Origin of the sequence: Streptomyces sp. NPDC047017, assembly GCF_040644175.1 — a bacterium.
GTDB lineage: Bacteria > Actinomycetota > Actinomycetes > Streptomycetales > Streptomycetaceae > Streptomyces.
In genome coordinates, this window is the sequence record NZ_JBEYVW010000020.1 from 57889 (window position 1) to 74486 (window position 16598).

Genomic DNA, 16598 nt, shown 5'->3' on the forward strand with positions numbered 1-16598 from the left:
CGGCTTGTGCGGGTGCGGCCGGTGAGGCCCGGCCGCCTGCGGTCCGGCCAGGACGAGACCAGCCACCCGGGAGCCCCATCAGGACGCGACCACCCACCTGCGAGCCCGATCAGGACAAGACCGGCCACCCGCTAACCCGGCCAGAACGAGACCCGACCCCCGCCAGCCCGGCCAGAACGAGACCCGACGCCCGCCAGCCCAGCCAGAACGAGACCGGCCGCCCGCCAGCCCGGCCAGAACGAGACCCGGCGTCCGCCAGCCCCCGGGGACGAGACCGGCTGCCCCCCAACCCGGTCAGGACGGGGTTCGGGCTGCTGCCAGGAGGCGGGTTACGTCGTCCGTGCAGATGGTCAGGGCGGCGCCGACCGTGGCGAGGGTGTCGCGTTCGGCGGGGGTGTAGGGACCGTCGGCCAGGGCGATCCGGGCGCCCTGGAGGAGGATCGACTCGCGGCCGGGGGCGGCGAGGTGCGGGGCGAGCGGGTCGAGCGCCTCGTGCAGCTCTATGGCCAGGCCCGTCACGCACGGCTGGTCCTCGTAGACCCGGCCGGTGTCGGCGGCCAGCGCCTCGACGAGGGCGGCGAGCTGCTCCTCGGTGCAGTCGGCGAGACCGGCCGCGCGCACCGCGCCCGCGGCGGTCTCCAGGGCCGTACGGGAGGAGGTGCCGCCGGCTGAGAGCACCGCGAGGGCGACGGTGTGCACGGCGTCGCGCAGCATCGCGGAGAAGCGGGAGGTGGTCGGGTGGTCCAGGGTGTCGAGGCCGAAGCGGCCGGCGCAGGCGGCGCACTCGACGACCGGTCCGGCCGCGCCGCGCGGCAGCAGCGGCACTCCGAGGACGGTGAACCGGCGCCGGCCGGCCAGCCGCTGGTAGTTGCGGTCGCCGCCGCAGCCGGGGCAGAAGAACTCGCCGTCCCCGACGGGTGTCCAGGCGGTACATGTGCCCAGCATCCGGGCAAGCCCGGCGGCACGGCCGTTTCGTCCCCGTACTGGCAGCACGTCGCACCTCCGTAACCTCGCGGCAACATCGCCGCGTGGCCGTGATGTTAGCCACATCGGGGAGCCTGAGTCAGTACCTTGGACGAGACCTTTCCGTGACCTGACGGAGACCCTGGCCGGTAAACGCCCGTGCACGACGGGGCCCCGGCCGCCCTCACGGGTGGCCGGGGCCCCGAACTCGCCGGTCAGCGCGGTCAGCGCGCCGCGCGGTTGACGGCCGAGACGACCGCCTTCAGCGACGCGCGTGTCGTGTTCGCGTCGATGCCGATCCCCCACAGGACCTTGTCCTCGATCGCGCATTCGATGTACGAGGCGGCCTGCGCGGAGGCGCCCTCGCTCATCGTGTGCTCCTGGTAGTCCAGCAGGCGCACATCCACGCCGATGGTGTGCAGGGCGTCGAAGAAGGCGGAGATCGGGCCGTTGCCCGAGCCGGTCAGAACGGTGTCCGCGCCGTCGAGCACGGCCTCCACGGTCAGCGTGTCCACGCCGTCGGTGTCCGTCGTCGACTGGCCCGTACGGACCTGGATGCGGCCCCAGGGGTTGTCCGGATTGGGCAGGTACTCGTCCTGGAAGACCGACCAGATCTCCTTCGGCGTGATCTCGCCGCCCTCGGCGTCCGTCTTCGCCTGGATGATCTTCGAGAACTCGATCTGCATCCGGCGCGGCAGGTCCAGCTTGTGGTCGTTCTTCAGGACGTAGGAGATACCGCCCTTGCCGGACTGCGAGTTGACCCGGATGACCGCCTCGTAGGAGCGGCCCACGTCCTTCGGGTCGATCGGCAGGTAGGGCACCGCCCACTCGATGTCGTCGACCGTGACGCCCTTGGCCCTGGCGTCGGCCTCCATCGCGTCGAAGCCCTTCTTGATGGCGTCCTGGTGGGAGCCGGAGAAGGACGTGTAGACCAGGTCGCCCACGTACGGGTGGCGCGGGTGGACCTCCATCTGGTTGCAGTACTCCCAGGTACGGCGGATCTCGTCGATGTCGGAGAAGTCGATCTGCGGGTCGACGCCCTGTGAGAACAGGTTCATGCCCAGGGTGACGAGGTCGACGTTGCCGGTGCGCTCGCCCTGCCCGAACAGGCAGCCCTCGATGCGGTCGGCTCCGGCCATGACCGCCAGCTCGGCCGCCGCCACGGCGGTGCCGCGGTCGTTGTGCGGGTGCACGGACAGGCACACGTGCTCACGGCGGGAGAGGTTGCGGTGCATCCACTCGAAGCGGTCCGCGTGCGTGGAGGGCGCCGAACGCTCCACCGTGGCGGGCAGGTTCAGGATGATCTCGCGGCCCGGGCCCGGCTGGTAGACGTCCATGACCGCCTCGCAGACCTCCAGCGCGAAGTCCAGCTCGGTGTCGGTGAAGATCTCCGGGCTGTACTGGTAGCCGAATTCCGTCTCCGGGCCCAGCAGTTTCTCGGCGTACTCCATCACCAGGCGGGTGCCGTCGACGGCGATCTGCTTGACGTCGTCCCTGGAACCGCGGAAGACCACCCGGCGGAAGACCGGCGCGGTGGCGTTGTACAGGTGGACGGTGGCCCGCCTGGCGCCCTTGAGCGACTCCACGGTCCGCTCGATCAGGTCCTCGCGGGCCTGGGTCAGTACGGAGATCGTGACGTCGTCCGGGATCGCGCCCTCCTCCTCGATGATGGAGCGCACGAAGTCGTAGTCGGTCTGCCCGGAGGCCGGGAAGCCGACCTCGATCTCCTTGTAGCCCAGCTTGACCAGCAGGTCGAACATGGCGCGCTTGCGGGCGGGCGACATGGGGTCGATCAGCGCCTGGTTGCCGTCGCGCAGGTCGGTGGAGAGCCAGCGGGGCGCGGCGGTGATCCGCCGGTCCGGCCAGGTGCGGTCGGGGATGTCGACCTGCTCGTACTGGCCGTACTTGTGGATCGGCAGGGAACTGGGCTGCTGGCGATTGGCCATGATTGCGTGGGCTCCTCGGGGATTCCGCGGTGGCGCGGGTGCCGGAAAGACGGCCGACGGCGCAACGCCAGACTCCGCGGGGAGGGGGTCGGCCTCGACTACAGGCCCTCGCCGCGGCAGCTAAGGAGAAGCAGCCCGAAACGCATGGTGCTGTGCAGCCTAGCCGAGCCGCGCCGGACGCGCGGGCCTGGTCCAGTATGCGAAACCGGGCGGACAAGAGGGACAAAACGTGTGTCATGTCACGCCGCGCAATCGTCCTTACCCTTCGCGACCGTGCCTCGAACCCCTTGCCCCGATTTTTCACTAATCATGGTTGCGGGTAGTGACATTGAAGTAACGCAGTGCGATGGTCGAAGCATGACCAGCCACGGGGGCCACGAGCCCGTCTTCTGCACCATCGTGCCGCCGCACGTCCTCGACCGCCTGTCCCGGCACGAGGACCCCGCGCTCTCCGGTCCGGCCCGCCGCAGCCTGGAGCGCGACGCCCTGGAGCGCACCCGCCGCCGGCTGACCACCGTCATCGGCGCGAGCCCGGTGGCGCCGCCCGCCGGCAAGCAGGCGGAGCAGCCGCACCGCACCGTCTACGACGCCCGGCACGGCACCGACCTGCCCGGCACCAAGGTCCGCTCCGAGGGCCAGCAGCCCGGCAAGGACGCCACCGTCAACCGCGCCTACTCCGGCCTCGGCGCCACCTTCGAGCTGTACCTGAAGGCGTACGGCCGCGACTCCATCGACGGCAGCGGACTGCCGCTGGACGCGTCCGTGCACTACGACGAGAAGTACAACAACGCCTTCTGGAACGGCGACCAGATGGTGTTCGGCGACGGCGACGGCGAGATCTTCCTCGACTTCACCATCCCGGTCGACGTCATCGGCCACGAGCTGACCCACGGCGTCACCCAGCACACCGCCAACCTCGCCTACTTCGGCCAGTCCGGCGCGCTCAACGAGTCGGTCTCCGATGTCTTCGGCTCACTGATCAAGCAGTACACGCTCGGCCAGACCGCCACCGAGGCCGACTGGCTGATCGGCGCGGGCCTGCTCGCCCCGCGCGTCACCGGCACCGCGCTGCGCTCCATGAAGGCCCCCGGCACCGCCTACGACGACGACGTGCTCGGCAAGGACCCGCAGCCCGCCACCATGGACGGCTATGTGAGCACCGGCAGCGACAACGGCGGCGTGCACATCAACTCCGGCATCCCCAACCACGCCTTCTACCTCGCCGCCACCGCGCTCGGCGGCCACGCCTGGGAGAAGGCGGGCCAGGTCTGGTACGACGTGCTGACCGGCGGCAAGCTCAAGCAGGAGGCGGACTTCGCGGACTTCGCGACCCTCACCGTGCAGGCCGCCCGGGAGCGGTTCGGCGCGGGCGACGAACTCCAGGCCGTGAAGAAGGCATGGGAACAGGTGGGGGTGCGCACACTCTGAATCCGTACTAGACACAGACCCATGCGTATTCAGGTACGGCGCACCGGCGGATTCGCGGGCATCGAGCGGCACGCCGAGGTCGACACCTCGGGGCGGCCCGACGCCCCCGAGTGGCAGGCCCTGGCCGAGAAGGTGCTGTCCGAGGAGGCGGCGGCCGCCGGCCGGGGCACACCGCCGGCCGGGGTCCCCGACGGCTTCCACTACGAGATCACCGTGGACGGGCACACCGTGCGCACGGCGGACCCCGACCTCACCGAGGACCAGCGCGAGCTGGTCTCCAGAGTGCTCAAGGAAGGGGCCTGACTCCTCGGCCGCGCACGGGCGTTGACTTCTGTTACCGGGGGTACGGATGATCCGCGCATGGCGACCGACACAGGCACTCCCCGCACCCCGGGCACCCCCGGCGCGTCCCGTCCCCGGTACCCCCTTCCCCGGTTCCCGGACGGCTTCCTGTGGGGCGTGTCCACCTCGGCGCACCAGATCGAGGGCGCCGCCGGTGAGCGCGAGCCGTCCGTGTGGGACGCGTTCACCGCCGAGCCGGGCCGCGTCAAGGACGGTTCCACGGCGGCGGTGGCCTGCGACCACTACCACCGCCACCGCGAGGACGTCGCCCTGCTGGCCGGGCTCGGCGTGGACGCGTACCGCTTCTCCGTCTCCTGGCCCCGGGTCAGCTCACCCGGCGGCCTCGACTTCTACGACCGGCTCGTGGACGACCTGTGCGCGGCCGGGGTGCGCCCGGTCCCCACCCTCTTCCACTGGGACCTGCCGGCCGGGCTGGACTGGCTGGACCGGGACACGGCCGAGCGGTTCGCCGCGTACGTCTCGGTGGTCGCCGCACGGCTCGGCGACCGGGTCACCCGGTGGATCACCCTCAACGAACCGGCCGAACACACCCTGCTCGGCCACGCGCTGGGCGTGCACGCCCCCGGCAGGCGCCTCCTGTTCGACGCGCTGCCGGTCGCCCACCACCAGCTCCTCGCCCACGGACTGGCCGTCCGGGCGCTGCGCGCGGCCGGTGCCACGGACATCGGCATCGCCAACTCCCACGGCCCGACCTGGCCCGCCTCCCCGGACGCCGCCGACACCGAGGCCGCCGACTTCTACGACACGCTCCTCAACCGCCTCTTCGCCGACCCGCTGCTGCTCGGGCGCTACCCCTCGGGACTCGGCGAGCTGATGCCCGGCGACGTCGAGGCGGACCTGAAGACCATCGCGGAACCGCTGGACTGGTACGGGATCAACTACTACGCCCCCACCCGCGTGGGCGCCCCGCAGGGCACCGGAGGCGACTTCGGCGGCGTGCCCATCCCCGCCGAACTGCCCTTCTCCCTCCGCGAGATCGAGGGCCGGCCGGTCACCGACTACGGCTGGCCGGTCGTCCCCGAGGGGCTGACGGAGCTGCTGACCGGCTTCCGCGACCGCTACGGCGACCGGCTCCCGCCCGTCCTCATCACCGAGAACGGCTGCTCCTACGACGGCCTGGACGACCAGGACCGCATCGCCTACCTGGACGGCCACCTGCGCGCCCTGCACCGGGCGCTGGAGGCCGGCGTGGACGTACGCGGCTACTTCGTGTGGTCCCTGCTGGACAACTTCGAGTGGGCGGAGGGATACGCGCGCCGCTTCGGCCTGGTGCACGTGGACTTCACGACGCTCCGGCGGACCCCGAAGGCCTCCTACGCCTGGTTCCGGGACGTGCTGCGGGCGCAGAGATGACCCAGGCCAGGCGGCTGCCGCCGGACGCGCTCGCCGAGCCGGTCACCCCGGTCGGCCGGGGCTGGACGGCGGCGCTCTCGCTCGCCAACGGCGCCGTCTGGGTGGGCTGGTACGGCCCGCTGCAGATCCTGCTCGCCGCCCAGGCGAAGGACTTCGCGCCCGGCACCGGGATGTCCAAGGAGACCCTACTGGCCTGGGTGACGGGCGCCGGCGCGGCGGTGTCGCTGGTGGCGAACCCGCTCTTCGGCGCGCTGTCGGACCGTACGACGGCCCGGTGGGGCCGCCGCACGCCGTGGATCGTGGCCGGCACGGCGAGCGGGGCCCTGTCGCTGCTGCTGCTCGCGGGCGCGGACGGGGTGGCGGCCATGGCGGCCGGCTGGTGCCTGGTCCAGCTGACGCTGAACGCGGCGTTCGCGGCGGTGACGGCGGCGGTCCCGGACCGGGTGCCGCGCGGCCGGCGGGGCGCGGTGGGCGGCTGGCTGGGGGCGGCGCAGATCCTCGGCGTGGTCGCCGGCACCGGCCTGGCGACGGCCGCGGGCGGTACCCGGGCGGGGTACGCGGCCTGCGCGGTGTTCACGGCGGCGGGCGTGCTGCCGTACGTCCTCGGCTTCCGGGACCTGCGGCTCGCCCCCGCGGACCGGCCGCCCTGGTCCTGGCGCGGCTTCCTGGCCGGCTTCCGGCTCAGCCCGCGCCGCCACCCCGATCTGGCCTGGGCCTGGCTGACCCGCTTCCTGATCAACCTCAGCAATTCCCTGGTGCTCCTGTACCTGCTCTACTACCTGCGCGACCGCGTCGGGTACGCCGATCCCGAGCGCGGCGTGCTGGTCCTCACCGCGGTGAACGGGGTGACGCTGCTGGCCACGGTGGTCGCCGGGGGCGTGTGGTCGGACCGTACGGGCCGCCGCAAACCGTTCGTGGTCTGGTCGGGCGTGCTGATGGCGGCGGCCACGGCGGCCCTGGCGGCCTGGCAGACCTGGCCGGGCGCGATCGCCGCGGCGGCGGTCCTCGGCGTCGGCTTCGGCGTCTTCACCTCGGTCGACTTCGCCCTGATGACCGATGTGCTGCCCACCGCCCCGGACCGGGGCAAGGACCTCGGCGTGATCAACGTCGCCAACGCGCTGCCGCAGGTCGCGGCGCCCGCGCTGGCCGCGCCCATCGTGACGTACCTCGGCGGCTACCGGGCGCTGTACCTGGTGGCGGCGGTCGTCGCCCTGGCGGGGGCGCTGCTGGTGCGCGCGATCCGCGGGGTGGAGTGAGCGGGCGGGACGGGCAGGAGGCGGAGCGGGCCGGAGGGAAAAGCCCTACGGGCTTGTCACCGCCCCGTCGTACCCTGGGAAGCGCGAGGCCGCCCTCAGCTGCGCGGCCGTGACGAGGAGGAATCGCAGGCGTCGAGCGCCGGCCCATGACTCAGACATCCGCAGCCAACACGCCCGCGCAGGGGCAGGCGAGAGCAGAGTTCACCGTCCCCGCCCAGCACCCCATGGTGACCGTCCTGGGCTCCGGCGACTCCCTTCTGCGCGTGATCGAGAGGGCCTTCCCCGGGGCCGACATCCACGTCCGGGGCAATGAGATCAGCGCGGTGGGCGACACGGCGGACGTCGCCCTCATCCAGCGCGTGTTCGACGAGATGATGCTGGTGCTCCGCACCGGGCAGCCGATGACGGAGGACGCAGTGGAACGCTCGATCGCCATGCTCAAGGCGAGCGAGAACGGGGAGAGCGACGGCCAGGAGACCCCGGCCGAGGTGCTGACGCAGAACATCCTGTCCTCGCGCGGCCGCACCATCCGCCCCAAGACGCTCAACCAGAAGCGGTACGTCGACGCGATCGACAAGCACACGATCGTCTTCGGCATCGGCCCCGCCGGCACCGGCAAGACCTACCTGGCCATGGCCAAGGCCGTGCAGGCCCTCCAGTCCAAGCAGGTCAACCGCATCATCCTGACCCGCCCGGCGGTCGAGGCCGGCGAACGCCTCGGCTTCCTGCCCGGCACCCTCTACGAAAAGATCGACCCCTACCTGCGCCCGCTCTACGACGCCCTGCACGACATGCTCGACCCCGACTCGATCCCCCGCCTGATGGCGGCCGGGACGATCGAGGTCGCGCCGCTGGCGTACATGCGCGGTCGTACGCTCAATGACGCCTTCATCATCCTGGACGAGGCGCAGAACACCAGTCCCGAGCAGATGAAGATGTTCCTGACGCGGCTCGGGTTCGACTCGAAGATCGTGATCACCGGTGATGTGACGCAGGTGGACCTGCCGAGCGGGACGAAGAGCGGGCTGCGGCAGGTGCAGGACATCCTGGAGGGCGTCCAGGACGTCCACTTCTCCCGGCTGTCGTCGCAGGACGTCGTACGGCACAAGCTGGTGGGCCGTATCGTCGACGCGTACGAGAAGTACGACAGCAGGCACGGCACCGAGAACGGCGGCGCTCCCCAGGGCGGCCGGCCGCGGGCCGCCGGGCGCGGGCACAAGGGGAAGTAGACCAGCACGACCATGTCGATCGACGTCAACAACGAGTCCGGAACCGAGGTCGACGAGCAGGCGATCCTCGACATCGCCCGCTACGCGCTCGCACGGATGCGCATCCACCCGCTCTCCGAGCTCTCGGTGATCGTCGTGGACGCCGACGCCATGGAGCAGCTGCACATCCAGTGGATGGACCTGCCGGGCCCCACGGATGTCATGTCCTTCCCGATGGACGAGCTGCGTCCGCCGGGCAAGGACGACGAGGAGCCCCCGCAGGGCCTCCTCGGTGACATCGTGCTGTGCCCGGAGGTCGCCGCCAAGCAGGGCGCCGAGGCGGAGACACAGCACTCCATGGACGAGGAGCTGCAGCTGCTCACCGTCCACGGGGTGCTGCACCTGCTCGGGTACGACCACGAGGAGCCGGACGAGAAGGCCGAGATGTTCGGCCTGCAGGCGGCCATCGTGGACGGCTGGCGTGCGGAGCGGGGCATGGACGGCCCCTCGCCGGCGCCGACCGTCTCGTAACCGCCGATGAGTGCGCAGCTCGTCGTCGGCGCGATCGCCCTGGTCGTCGTCGCCTGGCTCGCCGCCTGCGCGGAGGCGGGCCTGGCGCGCATCTCCAGCTTCCGGGCCGAGGAGGCCGTGAAGTCGGGGCGCCGGGGCAGTGCGAAGCTGGCCCGGATCGCCGCCGACCCGACCCGCTATCTGAACGTGGCCCTGCTGGTGCGCGTCGCCTGCGAGATGGCGGCGGCCGCGCTGGTCACCTCCGCGTGCCTGAAGGCGTTCCCGGCCACCGCCGAGGCGCTGGTGGTCGCGATCGCGGTGATGGTCCTGGTGTCGTACGTCGCCGTCGGGGTCTCCCCGCGCACCATCGGCCGGCAGCATCCGCTGAACACGGCGACCGTGGCGGCGTACGTGCTGGTGCCGCTGGCGCGGATCATGGGGCCGGTCCCGTCGCTGCTGATCCTCATCGGCAACGCGCTCACCCCGGGCAAGGGCTTCCGGCGCGGCCCGTTCGCCTCGGAGGCGGAGCTGCGCGCGCTGGTGGACCTGGCCGAGCAGGAGTCCCTGATCGAGGACGAGGAGCGCCGCATGGTGCACTCGGTCTTCGAACTCGGGGACACGCTGGTGCGGGAGGTCATGGTGCCGCGCACCGATCTGGTCGTCATCGAGCGGTACAAGACCATCCGCCAGGCCCTCACGCTCGCGCTGCGCTCGGGTTTCTCGCGCATCCCGGTCACCGGGGAGAGCGAGGACGACGTGGTGGGCATCGTGTACCTGAAGGACCTGGCCCGGCGCACGCACATCAGCCGGGACGCGGAGAACGACCTGGTGTCCACGGCGATGCGCCCGGCCGTGTTCGTGCCGGACACGAAGAACGCCGGGGACCTGCTGCGCGAGATGCAGAAGGACCGCCATCACGTCGCGGTGGTCATCGACGAGTACGGCGGCACGGCCGGCGTGGTCACCATCGAGGACATCCTGGAGGAGATCGTCGGCGAGATCACCGACGAGTACGACCGTGAGCTGCCGCCGGTGGAGGAGCTGGGCGAGGACCGCTACCGGGTGACCGCCCGGCTGGACATCACCGATCTGGGCGAGCTGTACGGCCTGGAGGAGTACGACGACGAGGACGTGGAGACGGTCGGCGGGCTGCTCGCCAAGGCGCTGGGCCGGGTGCCGATCGCCGGGGCCTCGGCCCTGGTCGAGCTGCCGGACGGGCGGTCGCTGCGGCTGACCGCGGAGGCCGCGGCGGGCCGCCGGAACAAGATCGTGACGGTGCTGGTGGAGCCGGAGGACCCTGCGGACGACGAGGAGAAGCCCGAGTGACGCCCCAGGAGCTGCGGGCCCTGTGCCTGTCCTTCGGCGCGGCCGTCGAGGACTTCCCGTTCACCCCGGAGACCTCCGTCTTCAAGGTGTGCGGCAAGCTCTTCGCGCTCACCGCGCTGGACGCGCGGCCCCTGACGGTCAACCTCAAGTGCGATCCCGAGGACGCGGTGCGGCTGCGCGGCGAGCACCCGGGGCTGATCGTCCCCGGCCGGCACATGAACAAGCGGCACTGGAACACGGTGACGGTCGACGGCCGGCTCCCGGACCGGCTGGTCCGGGAGCTGGTCGAGGACTCGTACGATCTGGTGGTGGCCCGGCTACCGCGTGCCGAGCGGCTGCGCCTCGACCGCCCCTGAGACCGCCGCTGAGCCCTTGCGGCCGCGCAGGCCGAGCCCGACCAGGACGGCCGCGGCGAGCACGATCACCGTGTCCAGGGCGAGCACGGTGTGGACACCGGCGAGCAGGTCGTCGGAGGTGGTGGCCAGCACGCCGAGCAGCGGGATGCCGACCGTGATGCCGACCTGCTGGGTGGCGGTGACCAGGCCGGTGGCCAGGCCCTGCTCCTCGTCGGGGACGCCGGAGGTGACGGTCAGGCCGTAGGAGACGATCGCACCCAGGTGGCACATGCTGGCCAGCGAGACGGCGGCCGTGGCGAGCCAGACCGACCAGGTGTGGGCGTTCACCCCGAGCAGCGCGGCGGTCAGCAGACCCTGCCCGGCCAGCGCGGCGACCAGGGTGCGGCGGGCGCCGATGCGGCCAATGACCTTCGGGGCGTACGCGCCGGCCACCGCCGACAGCACGCCCTGCGCGCCGAAGACGAGGCCGGTCTCGAAGGCCGACAGGCGCAGGGTCTCCTGGAAGTACAGGGTCAGCACGAAGATGACCGTGGACATCATCGAGAAGGTGACCAGACCGCCCACGTTGCCCCAGGCCACCGTGCGGCGGCGCAGCATGGGCAGGGAGACGAGCGGGGCGGTGGAGCGGGACTCCACGACGGCGAACGCGGTCAGCAGGGCGAGTCCGGCGATCAGCGCGGCGATGACGTCGGCGCGGCCGAAGCCGTGGTCGGCGGCGGTGGACAGGGCGTAGATCAGCGACAGCAGGCCGGTGGTGACGGTGACCGCGCCGGGGATGTCCAGGCGGGGCCGGTCGGGGGTGCGGGACTCGGGCAGCAGGGCGGGGGCCAGCGGGAGCACGAGCAGCGCGAACACGCTGAGCAGGGCCATGGTGGAGCGCCAGCCGAGGGCGTCGGTGAGGACGCCGCCGGCGACCATGCCGACGGTGAAGCCCAGCGACAGCAGGGTGCCGGAGATGCCGAGGGCGCGGTCGCGGGCGGGGCCCTCGGGGAAGGTGGTGGTCAGCAGGGACATGCCGGTCGGCACGATGGCGGCGGCGCCCAGTCCTTGCAGGGCCCGGCCGGTCAGGAAGGAGGCCGGGTCCCAGGCGAGGGTGGCCAGCAGCGAGGCGGCGCCGAACACGGCCAGGCCGGTCAGGAACAGCTTGCGGCGGCCGTACAGGTCGCCGATCCGGCCGAACAGCAGCAGGAAGCCGCCGGAGGGGAGCGCGAAGGCGGTGACCGCCCACTGGAGCGCGGACCGGCTCATGCCGAGGTCGGTGCCCAGCTCGGGCAGGGCGACGTTCAGCACGGAGAAGTCCAGGGCGACCATGAACTGGGCCGCGCACAGGACGAAGAGGACCAGCTTGTCGCGCGTCGACAGCCGGGGGTCGCCGGGTGCCGCCCGGCCGGGGGCGGTGGGAGCGGGTGCGGGTGAAGGTGCGGGTGCGGGTGCGGGGGTCGTGGTGGTGTCGATCGCCATGGGCAACAGCCTCGTGCGGCCGGAATACCCGTGGGGAGTCGGCACTTATGGTGGTGGTGGCACCACCAGACAGTACGAGGGGGATCCGGACGTGCCCGACACCGACGTGTTCAAGAGTCAGCGGCGGCGCGAGCTGCGCGAGTTCCTGATGAGCAGGCGGGCCCGGGTGACGCCGGCCGAGGCGGGCCTTCCGGACGGCGGGGCGCGGCGGCGCACGCCGGGGCTGCGGCGCGAGGAGGTCGCGGTGCTGGCCGGGGTGGGGGCCTCCTGGTACCAGTGGCTGGAGCAGGGCCGGGACATCTCCGTCTCCCCGCAGGTGCTGGACGCGGTGGCCCGGGTGCTGCGGCTGGGCAACACCGAGCGCCGCCATCTGTACGTGCTGGCCGGGCTGAACCCGCCCGTGCCCGAAGTGGCCCCGGAGCTGCGGGACATGTGCGACGGGCTGCGGCGGCTGATCGACACCTGGATGCCGTATCCGGCGCACATCATGGACATGTACTACAACTGCGTGATGTTCAACGACGCCGCCGCGGTGGTGCTGGGCATGCGCGCGGACCTTACGCGCAACTGCCTGGTGGACTTCTTCACCGACCCGCTGTACCGGGCCCGTTCGCACAGCTGGGAGAGCAACGCGCGGGCGGTCGTCGCGCAGTTCCGGGCCGCGTGCGCCGCCCGGCCCGACGACGAGGGCTACCGGTCGGTGCTGGCCGAGGTGAGCGAGGCCAGCGAGGAGTTCACGGCGCTGTGGGAGGAGCGGGACATCGAGGAGCCCGGTCAGATCCGCAAGGAGCTGGAGCACCCGCTGGTGGGGGTGCTGTTCGTGGAGTCGACGGCGATGCGGGTGCCGGCCCGGCCGGATCTGACGGTCGTGCTGCACACCCCGCTGGACGAGGCGAACACCGCGGCGAAGCTGGAGTGGCTGGCCTCCCCGGAGGGGCGGCGCGGGGCGATGTATCCGGTGGCGGGATGAGCGGGGCGGTTCCCTGTTCGGGGACGGCTCCCCGTTCCGGGGCGGTTCCCTGTTCGGGGGCGGTTCCCCGTTCCGGGGCGGTGCCGCGCCTCCGTATGCTCGGATCATGACCGACAGCAACGGGCTCGACCCCGAGGACCGCAAGATCGTCACCCTGGCCCGTTCGGTACGGGCCCGCAACGGCGTGCCGGAGGGCGCGGCGGTACGCGACGAGACGGGCCGCACCTACGCGGCCGGTTCGGTGCACCTGGCCTCGCTCGACCTGAGCGCCCTGCGGACGGCGGTGGCGATGGCGGTGGCCTCCGGCGCGACCTCGCTGGAGGCGGCCGCGGTGGTCAGCGAGGCCGAGGGGCTGCCGCCGGAGGACCTGGCCGCGGTACGGGATCTGGGCGGGGCCGGGACGCCGGTGCTGCTGGCCGGGCCGGACGGTGCCGTGCGGCTGACGGCGGCCGCGGAGTAGGACGCCGGGCGTCCGGGTACCGCCGGCGCGGCGTTCAGAGGGCGTCCGGGCCGCGTTCGCCGGTCCGGACGCGGACGACCGTCTCGACGGGCACGGCCCACACCTTGCCGTCGCCGATCTTCCCGGTGTGCGCGGCGTGGACCACCGCGTCGATGACGGCGTCCGCCTCGGCGTCCTCGACGACCACCTCGATCCGGACCTTGGGCACGAGGTCGACCCGGTACTCGGCGCCGCGGTACACCTCGGTGTGGCCGCGCTGGCGGCCGTAGCCGCTCGCCTCGGTCACGGTCAGGCCCTGTACGCCCCGCTCCTGGAGGGCGGTCTTGACCGCGTCGAGGCGGTGCGGCTTGATGATCGCGGTGATCAGCTTCATGGCTGGGGCGTGGCCTTCTGGGCGGAGTGGACGGGGGACGCGCCGACCGGGGCGCCGTGCCCGAGGACTCCGTGATCGTAGGCGGTCTCGGCGTGCACCGTCAGGTCCAGACCGGTGTGCTCCTCGTCCTCGCCCGCGCGCAGCCCGATCACCTTGTCGAGCAGCCGGCCCAGGCCGTACGTCGCGGTGAAGGCGTACGCCGCGACGCTCGCCACGGCCAGTGCCTGCCGGCCCAGCGGGGCGAGTCCGCCGCCGTACAGCAGGCCCTCGGGGCCGCCGGTCATCGCCCGCTGCGCGAACAGGCCGATGAGCAGGGTGCCGACGACACCACCGACCAGATGGACGCCGACGACGTCCAGGGAGTCGTCGTAGTCCAGCCGGAACTTCCAGCTCACGGCGTACGAGCACAGGCAGCCCGCGGCGAGGCCGACGGCCAGGGCGCCGGGCAGGGCGACGGTGCCGCAGGCCGGGGTGACGGCGACCAGTCCTGCGACGGCGCCGGAGGCGGCGCCCAGCGTGGTGGGGTGGCCGTCGCGTTTGTTCTCCACCACGAGCCAGCCGAGCAGGCCGGTGCAGCCGGCCGCGAGGGTGTTGAGGAAGGCGGCGGCGGCCAGGCCGCCGGCGCCCGTCGCGGAACCGGCGTCGAAACCGAACCAGCCGAACCAGAGCAGGCCGGCGCCCAGCATCACCATGGGCAGGTTGTGCGGGCGCATGGCGTCCTTCTTGAAGCCCAGGCGCGGACCGAGGACCAGGCAGAGCGCGAGGCCGGAGGCGCCGGAGGTGATCTCCACCGGGAGGCCGCCGGCGAAGTCGAGGGCGCGCAGGCCGTGACCGATCCAGCCGCCGGGGCCCCACACCCAGTGGGTGACCGGGACGTATACGAGCAGCGTCCAGGCGGGCACGAAGACCAGCCAGGCGCCGAACTTCGCGCGGTCGGCGATCGCGCCGCTGATCAGCGCGGCCGTGATGATCGCGAAGGTGAGCTGGAAGGTGGCGAACAGGAGGGTGGGGACGGTGCCGTGGACGTCGGCGGGGCCGATGTGCGCGAGGCCCGCCTGGTCCAGGCCACCGATCAGGCCGGCCGCCGTGTCGGTGCCGAAGGCGAGGGAGTAGCCGCAGGCCAGCCAGACCACGGTGACCAGGGCGATCGACACGAAACTCATCATCAGCATGTTGAGCACGCTCTTGGTGCGCACCATGCCGCCGTAGAACAGGGCGAGTCCCGGGGTCATCAGCAGGACCAGGGCGGTGGCGGCGAGCAGCCAGGCGGTGTCGCCGGTGTCGACGCGGGCGGTGGCGTAGGCGGCGTGCGCGGTGGCCAGGGCGGCGGGCTCCACGGGTGGCGTCTCCTCGCGGTGGGGGATCGTCCGAGGGTCACCGGCGTGCGTTTCCGGTCGCGTACGGGTGTGTTTCCGTGACGTTTCGTGTTGCCCGGGGGTTTCCGGGGCCTTCGCCCGGGGCGGTGGGTGGCACGCCGTGCGGCGGGGCGCCGGGGATCAGGGACAATGGGCGCCATGAGCGTTCGTACCCAGTCATCCGAGCAGTCCGGCGAGACTGTCCACCGGGCGGGCTTCGCCTGTTTCGTGGGCCGTCCCAACGCGGGCAAGTCCACCCTCACGAACGCTCTGGTCGGGCAGAAGGTGGCGATCACCTCGAACCGCCCGCAGACGACCCGGCACACCGTGCGGGGCATCGTGCACCGGCCGGACGCGCAGCTGATCCTGGTGGACACGCCGGGGCTGCACAAGCCGCGGACGCTGCTGGGCGAGCGGCTGAACGACGTGGTGCGGGCGACGTGGGCGGAGGTCGACGTGATCGGCTTCTGCCTGCCGGCCGACCAGAAGCTCGGGCCCGGTGACCGGTTCATCGCCAAGGAGCTGGCGGGGATCAAGCGGACGCCGAAGGTCGCGATCGTCACCAAGACGGACCTGGTGGACTCCAAGGCGCTCGCCGAGCAGTTGATCGCGATCGACCAGCTGGGCAAGGAGCTGGGGATCGAGTGGGCGGAGATCGTGCCGGTGTCGGCGACGGGCGGCGAGCAGGTGGAGCTGCTCGCCGATCTGCTGATCCCGCTGATGCCGGAGGGGCCCGCGCTGTATCCCGAGGGCGATCTGACGGACGAGCCCGAGCAGGTGATGGTGGCGGAGCTGATCCGGGAGGCGGCGCTGGAAGGGGTGCGGGACGAGTTGCCGCACTCCATCGCGGTGGTGGTGGAGGAGATGCTGCCGCGGGAGGACCGGCCGGCGGACAAGCCGCTGCTGGACATCCACGCGAATGTCTTCATCGAGCGGCCGAGCCAGAAGGGGATCATCATCGGGCCGAAGGGGAAGCGGTTGAAGGAGGTCGGGATCAAGTCGCGCCAGCAGATCGAGGCGTTGCTGGGGACGCCGGTGTTCCTGGACCTTCATGTGAAGGTGGCGAAGGACTGGCAGCGGGACCCCAAGCAGTTGCGCCGGCTCGGTTTCTGACACCCCGCCCCTTCGCCCACCCGGCCGCCCGGCTCGGTGAGTGAAGAGGTCCCGCCGCGGGGCTCCGCCCCGGACCCCGGCGGGGACTCCGTCCCCCGCACCCCTGTTCGGGCCACCCGCCTGCCCGGCTCGGTACGTGAAGAGAGTGCCCTCCGGG

General features: G+C 72.1%; 16 protein-coding genes. 11 read left to right on the forward strand and 5 right to left on the reverse strand.

Annotated elements, in window-relative coordinates:
• Positions 1–294: 294 nt before the first annotated feature.
• Entirely contained in the window at positions 295–993 is a 699-nt protein-coding gene (locus ABZ858_RS29160; protein ID WP_361384982.1) for a TerB family tellurite resistance protein, read from the reverse strand.
• 194 nt (positions 994–1187) lie between these two features.
• Positions 1188–2909, reverse strand: coding sequence for a 2-isopropylmalate synthase (gene leuA / locus ABZ858_RS29165; RefSeq protein WP_361384985.1), 1722 nt, complete (start codon positions 2907–2909; stop codon positions 1188–1190).
• A gap of 357 nt (positions 2910–3266) precedes the next feature.
• Between leuA and ABZ858_RS29170 the strand changes: the two genes are divergently transcribed.
• The 8 genes from ABZ858_RS29170 to ABZ858_RS29205 all read left to right on the forward strand — a co-directional run bounded on the left by ABZ858_RS29170 (position 3267) and on the right by ABZ858_RS29205 (position 10709).
• Positions 3267–4337, forward strand: a complete 1071-nt coding sequence (locus ABZ858_RS29170) for a M4 family metallopeptidase (RefSeq protein WP_361384988.1) — start codon at positions 3267–3269, stop codon at positions 4335–4337.
• A 21-nt stretch (positions 4338–4358) separates the two neighbouring features.
• Positions 4359–4640 carry a protealysin inhibitor emfourin gene (locus ABZ858_RS29175; protein ID WP_361384991.1) on the forward strand — a complete coding sequence of 94 codons (282 nt, stop codon included), beginning with the start codon at positions 4359–4361 and terminating at the stop codon, positions 4638–4640.
• A 57-nt stretch (positions 4641–4697) separates the two neighbouring features.
• Complete coding sequence (locus ABZ858_RS29180; protein WP_361384994.1) at positions 4698–6053, forward strand: GH1 family beta-glucosidase; 1356 nt, start codon at positions 4698–4700, stop codon at positions 6051–6053.
• Positions 6050–7309 (forward strand): MFS transporter, encoded by a 1260-nt coding sequence (locus tag ABZ858_RS29185; RefSeq protein WP_361384997.1) that lies wholly within the window; start codon positions 6050–6052, stop codon positions 7307–7309. Before ABZ858_RS29180 ends, ABZ858_RS29185 begins: the two co-directional genes overlap by 4 nt.
• A 146-nt stretch (positions 7310–7455) precedes the next feature.
• Positions 7456–8538, forward strand: a complete 1083-nt coding sequence (locus tag ABZ858_RS29190) for a PhoH family protein (protein WP_361385000.1) — start codon at positions 7456–7458, stop codon at positions 8536–8538.
• A gap of 12 nt (positions 8539–8550) precedes the next feature.
• Positions 8551–9048 (forward strand): rRNA maturation RNase YbeY, encoded by a 498-nt coding sequence (gene ybeY / locus ABZ858_RS29195; protein ID WP_361385003.1) that lies wholly within the window; start codon positions 8551–8553, stop codon positions 9046–9048.
• Between the two features lie 6 nt (positions 9049–9054).
• The gene (locus tag ABZ858_RS29200) at positions 9055–10353 is read left to right on the forward strand and encodes a hemolysin family protein (protein ID WP_361385006.1); all 1299 of its coding nucleotides are present in this window, start codon (positions 9055–9057) and stop codon (positions 10351–10353) included.
• Positions 10350–10709, forward strand: a complete 360-nt coding sequence (locus ABZ858_RS29205) for an MmcQ/YjbR family DNA-binding protein (RefSeq protein ID WP_361385009.1) — start codon at positions 10350–10352, stop codon at positions 10707–10709. The genes ABZ858_RS29200 and ABZ858_RS29205 overlap by 4 nt, the downstream gene beginning before the upstream one ends.
• Here the strand turns inward: ABZ858_RS29205 and ABZ858_RS29210 are convergent.
• Entirely contained in the window at positions 10671–12170 is a 1500-nt protein-coding gene (locus ABZ858_RS29210; protein WP_361385012.1) for an MFS transporter, read from the reverse strand. The genes ABZ858_RS29205 and ABZ858_RS29210 overlap by 39 nt on opposite strands.
• Positions 12171–12318: 148 nt before the next feature.
• Between ABZ858_RS29210 and ABZ858_RS29215 the strand changes: the two genes are divergently transcribed.
• Both ABZ858_RS29215 and ABZ858_RS29220 read left to right on the forward strand, forming a co-directional pair.
• Positions 12319–13140, forward strand: a complete 822-nt coding sequence (locus ABZ858_RS29215) for a helix-turn-helix transcriptional regulator (RefSeq protein ID WP_361385228.1) — start codon at positions 12319–12321, stop codon at positions 13138–13140.
• 106 nt (positions 13141–13246) lie between these two features.
• Positions 13247–13600: a cytidine deaminase gene (locus ABZ858_RS29220; RefSeq protein WP_361385015.1), complete on the forward strand. Its 354-nt coding sequence runs from the start codon at positions 13247–13249 to the stop codon at positions 13598–13600.
• A gap of 34 nt (positions 13601–13634) precedes the next feature.
• Here ABZ858_RS29220 and ABZ858_RS29225 read toward each other — a convergent pair whose 3' ends face one another.
• Positions 13635–13973, reverse strand: a complete 339-nt coding sequence (locus ABZ858_RS29225; protein WP_361385018.1) for a P-II family nitrogen regulator — start codon at positions 13971–13973, stop codon at positions 13635–13637.
• Positions 13970–15310 carry an ammonium transporter gene (locus ABZ858_RS29230; RefSeq protein WP_361385021.1) on the reverse strand — a complete coding sequence of 447 codons (1341 nt, stop codon included), beginning with the start codon at positions 15308–15310 and terminating at the stop codon, positions 13970–13972. The genes ABZ858_RS29225 and ABZ858_RS29230 overlap by 4 nt, the downstream gene beginning before the upstream one ends.
• Before the next feature lie 177 nt (positions 15311–15487).
• Between ABZ858_RS29230 and era the strand changes: the two genes are divergently transcribed.
• The gene (gene era / locus ABZ858_RS29235; RefSeq protein ID WP_361385024.1) at positions 15488–16441 is read left to right on the forward strand and encodes a GTPase Era; all 954 of its coding nucleotides are present in this window, start codon (positions 15488–15490) and stop codon (positions 16439–16441) included.
• Positions 16442–16598 lie beyond the last annotated feature (157 nt).

Bases quoted from the DNA above. Each gene is read 5' to 3' on its own strand.
- leuA (WP_361384985.1), bottom strand. From the start codon at position 2,909: ATGGCCAATCGCCAGCAGCCCAGTTCCCTGCCGATCCACAAGTACGGC.
- ABZ858_RS29170 (WP_361384988.1), top strand. From the start codon at position 3,267: ATGACCAGCCACGGGGGCCACGAGCCCGTCTTCTGCACCATCGTGCCG.
- ABZ858_RS29175 (WP_361384991.1), top strand. From the start codon at position 4,359: ATGCGTATTCAGGTACGGCGCACCGGCGGATTCGCGGGCATCGAGCGG.
- ABZ858_RS29180 (WP_361384994.1), top strand. From the start codon at position 4,698: ATGGCGACCGACACAGGCACTCCCCGCACCCCGGGCACCCCCGGCGCG.
- ABZ858_RS29185 (WP_361384997.1), top strand. From the start codon at position 6,050: ATGACCCAGGCCAGGCGGCTGCCGCCGGACGCGCTCGCCGAGCCGGTC.
- ABZ858_RS29190 (WP_361385000.1), top strand. From the start codon at position 7,456: ATGACTCAGACATCCGCAGCCAACACGCCCGCGCAGGGGCAGGCGAGA.
- ybeY (WP_361385003.1), top strand. From the start codon at position 8,551: ATGTCGATCGACGTCAACAACGAGTCCGGAACCGAGGTCGACGAGCAG.
- ABZ858_RS29200 (WP_361385006.1), top strand. From the start codon at position 9,055: ATGAGTGCGCAGCTCGTCGTCGGCGCGATCGCCCTGGTCGTCGTCGCC.
- ABZ858_RS29210 (WP_361385012.1), bottom strand. From the start codon at position 12,170: ATGGCGATCGACACCACCACGACCCCCGCACCCGCACCCGCACCTTCA.
- ABZ858_RS29215 (WP_361385228.1), top strand. From the start codon at position 12,319: ATGAGCAGGCGGGCCCGGGTGACGCCGGCCGAGGCGGGCCTTCCGGAC.
- ABZ858_RS29220 (WP_361385015.1), top strand. From the start codon at position 13,247: ATGACCGACAGCAACGGGCTCGACCCCGAGGACCGCAAGATCGTCACC.
- ABZ858_RS29225 (WP_361385018.1), bottom strand. From the start codon at position 13,973: ATGAAGCTGATCACCGCGATCATCAAGCCGCACCGCCTCGACGCGGTC.
- era (WP_361385024.1), top strand. From the start codon at position 15,488: ATGAGCGTTCGTACCCAGTCATCCGAGCAGTCCGGCGAGACTGTCCAC.